This window comes from Citrobacter sp. CK189 (genome assembly GCF_030333505.1).
GTDB lineage: Bacteria > Pseudomonadota > Gammaproteobacteria > Enterobacterales > Enterobacteriaceae > Citrobacter_B > Citrobacter_B koseri.
In genome coordinates, this window is record NZ_JAOWFV010000021.1 from 1 (window position 1) to 221 (window position 221).

Here is a 221-nt window from a genome sequence, read left to right on the forward strand (position 1 = left end):
CAGTGTCCCCTTCGTCTAGAGGCCCAGGACACCGCCCTTTCACGGCGGTAACAGGGGTTCGAATCCCCTAGGGGACGCCACTTGCTGGTTCGTGAGTGAAAGTCACCTGCCTTAATATCTCAAAACTCATCTTCGGGTGACGTTTGAGATATTTGCTCTTTAAAAATCTGGATCAAGCTGAAAATTGAAACGACACACGTAAAGTGTGTATGAGTCTCTCA

At 48.4% G+C, this 221-nt stretch carries 1 tRNA gene; it reads left to right on the forward strand.

The features are described from left to right. Nucleotides 1-4 precede the first annotated feature (4 nt). Nucleotides 5-80, forward strand: a tRNA-Glu gene (locus OGV83_RS00695). The last annotated feature ends 141 nt before the right edge of the window (nt 81-221 follow it).